Here is a 4,440-nt window from a genome sequence, read left to right on the forward strand (position 1 = left end):
GCTGCTCCGGCTGGAGGGCGGATCGGCGGATTATCCGCGCGATGCGAGCATTCCGGAGCTGTTCGCGGAGCAGGCGCGGCTTCGTCCGAATCATCCGGCGCTCGTATGGGGCAGCGAACAGGTCGCCTATGGACAGCTGCGCGAGCGGGCGCAATGTCTGGCCGAGGCGCTCAGACAGCGGGGAGTCGGCACGGGAGAAGCGGTCGGACTGATAGCGGATCGTTCGATCGGGATGATCGAGTCCATCCTCGGGATTCTGACCGCGGGCGCGGCGTATGTGCCGCTGGATCCGGGCTTTCCGCCCGAGCGGCTTGCGCATATGCTGGAGGATAGCGGCGCCCGGATCCTGCTCGCGCAGGACGGCATGGCCGTGCCCGGCTTCACGGGCATCACGCTGCCGCTGGACGAGGGGCAGCGGGCGGAAGCCGGGACGCGGGCGTCGGTGGAGGACCTGACCATTCCGGCGGAATCCGCGGCTTATATCATGTACACATCCGGTTCGACCGGCACGCCCAAAGGCGTGATGATTACGCACCGGAACGTGATCAAAACCAGCATCCGCAACGGATTTATGGATATGCTGCCCGAGGATCGGGTGCTGCAGTTGTCCAATTATGCCTTTGACGGCTCGACGTATGAGATTTTCGGAGCGCTGCTGAACGGGGCGACGCTGGTTCTCCTTCCGAAGCATAGCGTGCTGGACGCCGAGGAGCTGGCGAGGACATTCGAGGAGCAGCGCATTACTACGGCCTTCATGACGGCGGCTCTGTTCAATACCGTCGTGGATTGGGATGTAACCTGCCTGAAGCATGTGCGGAAGCTCTTCTTCGGCGGAGAGGCGGGCTCGAAGAAGCATGTCGTGAAGGCGCTGGAATATCTGGGGCCGAACCGGATAGCCAACGGCTACGGGCCGACGGAGACGACCGTGTTCGCCACGACGTACACGGTGGATGAGAGCATGCGGGAGCGAAGCAGCGTGCCGATCGGCAGGCCCGTGCACAACACGCGGGTCTACGTCCTGAACCGCTGGGGGCAGCGGCAGCCGGTCGGGGTGCCGGGAGAGCTGTACATCGGGGGAGACGGATTGGCCCGGGAATATGTGAAGCGGCCGGATCTGACCGCCGAGAAATTCGTTCCGAGTCCGATCGTGCCGGGGGAGAGGGCGTACCGGACCGGGGATCTCGTGCGCTGGCTGCCGGATGGGAATCTGGAATTTCTGGGCCGTCTGGACAGACAGGTCAAAATACGGGGGAACCGCATCGAGATCTCGGAAGTGGAGGGCCGGCTTCGCTCGCTGGCGGAGGTGCAGGAGGCTGCCGTCGTTTCGGGCCGGGACGAGCAGGGGCATTCCTTCCTTGCGGCCTATGTCGTTCCGGCGGTTGCGGAGCGGAACGGGCTGGCGACTTCTATTCGCGAGCGTCTGCGGCGGCTGCTTCCGGAATACATGGTGCCATCCAGCTTCACGCTTCTCGACAAGCTTCCGCTCACAGGCAATGGGAAGGTGGACCTCGCTTCTCTGCCCGCGCACCAGCGGCTGGGAAGCGGGGATTGCCAAGCGCCGGCGAACGAGATGGAGCACCGGCTTGCTGAGATTTGGGCGGACCTTCTTGGCGTCCGCCAGGTCGGCGTCAACGATCACTTTTTTGCGCTTGGCGGCCACTCGCTGAAGGCGATGACGCTTATTGCTCGAATTCACAAGGAGTTTAATGTGAAGCTGTCGCTTCAAGACGTGTTTGCCCGCCCTACCGTTCAAGAGCAAGCCGGACTGATACAACAGGAAAAGGGGCGCGATATGCACGTGTCGCTGATGCCTGCTCCGAAGCAAGATACTTATCCGGTCTCCTCCGCCCAATGGAGGCTGTACTACATTCAGCAGCTGGATAAGGAAGGGATCAGCTATAATATGCCGATGGCCTTCGAGCTTCGCGGCCAGCTTCATGAGGGCCGGCTGCGGAAGGCATTTGCCTCCTTGATTTCCCGGCACGAATCCTTGCGTACCACCTTTGCCATCGTCGGGGAAGAACTGAGGCAAAAGATATGGCCCGCCGACGAACTGCGCTTTCACCTGGAGCAAGCCGAATATTCGGGAGACGCGGAAGAAGATGAGGCCGGGATCCGTGCGAGGACGGAGGAATATATCGCTTCCTTTGTCCGCCCGTTTCATCTCTCTGAACCGCCGCTTTTCCGTGCCGGACTGCTGCGGTTGTCCGCAGCGCGGCATTTGCTTGCCATCGATATTCACCATAGCATCTCTGACGGCATATCGACCGGAATTATGATGAGAGAGCTATTTCAGCTCTACGAAGGACAGGAGCTTCCGGACGTCTCTATACAATATAAGGATTATGCCGTATGGGAGCAGCGGCAGAAGCAAGGCGGCATGTACCGTGAGAACGAGAAGTTCTGGCTGGATCTCCTCCAGGGAGAACTTCCGGCATTGAGGCTTCCCTACGATGCTTCCCGCTCCGGGAACGAGGCATTGGAAGGAGCGGAAGCCCGGCTTCGGCTAGACAGGGAATTCACCCGTCTGCTGGAAGAGCTTGCTGCCACTCACCGCACGACCCTCTTTGCCGTGCTGCTCGCAGCCTACTCGATTCTGCTGTCCAAGTATTCGGGAGAGGAAGACATGATTATCGGCACGCCCATCTCCGGCCGCCAGCATGCGGATGCGGCAGAAATCGTGGGGATGTTCGTCAATACGCTGCCGCTTCGGCTTGCGCCGCGGGGAGATCTGGAGCTGCATTCTTATATCGGCGAGGTCAGGGATCGACTGCTTGACGCCTTCGAGCATGGCATGTATCCGCTGGAAGAGCTCATGGAGAAATTGAATGTGCCAAGAAATGCAAGCCGGCATCCTCTCTTTGATACCCTGTTCATATTGCAAAATATAGAGGAATTTTCGTTCACGGATACGGAACTGCATGTACGCCAGTTGGATGCCGGAACCCGGGAACCCAAGTTCGATATGACATGGGGGGCGGTGGAGACGAGTGACGGGTTATCCGTTACCGTGGAATATAACCGCAGCTTGTTCTTGCCAAGAACCATAGAGAGGATGCTAGCGCATTATGAGCATATTCTGCGCCAGATGGCGGAACAAGAGGCATCGCGCATCCGCGATATCGAGCTGATCACCGAGGGAGAGCGGCTTGGGCTGCTCCGGCTGGAGGGCGGATCGGCGGATTATCCGCGCGATGCGAGCATTCCGGAGCTGTTCGCGGAGCAGGCGCGGCTTCGTCCGAATCATCCGGCGCTCGTATGGGGCAGCGAACAGGTCGCCTATGGACAGCTGCGCGAGCGGGCGCAATGTCTGGCCGAGGCGCTCAGACAGCGGGGAGTCGGCACGGGAGAAGCGGTCGGACTGATAGCGGATCGTTCGATCGGGATGATCGAGTCCATCCTCGGGATTCTGACCGCGGGCGCGGCGTATGTGCCGCTGGATCCGGGCTTTCCGCCCGAGCGGCTTGCGCATATGCTGGAGGATAGCGGCGCCCGGATCCTGCTCGCGCAGGACGGCATGGCCGTGCCCGGCTTCACGGGCATCACGCTGCCGCTGGACGAGGGGCAGCGGGCGGAAGCCGGGACGCGGGCGTCGGTGGAGGACCTGACCATTCCGGCGGAATCCGCGGCTTATATCATGTACACATCCGGTTCGACCGGCACGCCCAAAGGCGTGATGATTACGCACCGGAACGTGATCAAAACCAGCATCCGCAACGGATTTATGGATATGCTGCCCGAGGATCGGGTGCTGCAGTTGTCCAATTATGCCTTTGACGGCTCGACGTATGAGATTTTCGGAGCGCTGCTGAACGGGGCGACGCTGGTTCTCCTTCCGAAGCATAGCGTGCTGGACGCCGAGGAGCTGGCGAGGACATTCGAGGAGCAGCGCATTACTACGGCCTTCATGACGGCGGCTCTGTTCAATACCGTCGTGGATTGGGATGTAACCTGCCTGAAGCATGTGCGGAAGCTCTTCTTCGGCGGAGAGGCGGGCTCGAAGAAGCATGTCGTGAAGGCGCTGGAATATCTGGGGCCGAACCGGATAGCCAACGGCTACGGGCCGACGGAGACGACCGTGTTCGCCACGACGTACACGGTGGATGAGAGCATGCGGGAGCGAAGCAGCGTGCCGATCGGCAGGCCCGTGCACAACACGCGGGTCTACGTCCTGAACCGCTGGGGGCAGCGGCAGCCGGTCGGGGTGCCGGGAGAGCTGTACATCGGGGGAGACGGATTGGCCCGGGAATATGTGAAGCGGCCGGATCTGACCGCCGAGAAATTCGTTCCGAGTCCGATCGTGCCGGGGGAGAGGGCGTACCGGACCGGGGATCTCGTGCGCTGGCTGCCGGATGGGAATCTGGAATTTCTGGGCCGTCTGGACAGACAGGTCAAAATACGGGGGAACCGCATCGAGATCTCGGAAGTGGAGGGCCGGCT

At 61.1% G+C, this 4,440-nt stretch carries 1 protein-coding gene; it reads left to right on the forward strand.

Annotated elements, in window-relative coordinates; translation table 11 throughout:
• Positions 1 to 4,440, forward strand: a 4,440-nt coding sequence (locus ABD76_RS02355; RefSeq protein ID WP_197253971.1) for a non-ribosomal peptide synthetase, incomplete at both ends; no start/stop codon positions are given.

The organism is Paenibacillus dendritiformis (genome assembly GCF_015845845.1).
Taxonomy (GTDB): Bacteria; Bacillota; Bacilli; order Paenibacillales; family Paenibacillaceae; genus Paenibacillus_B; species Paenibacillus_B dendritiformis_C.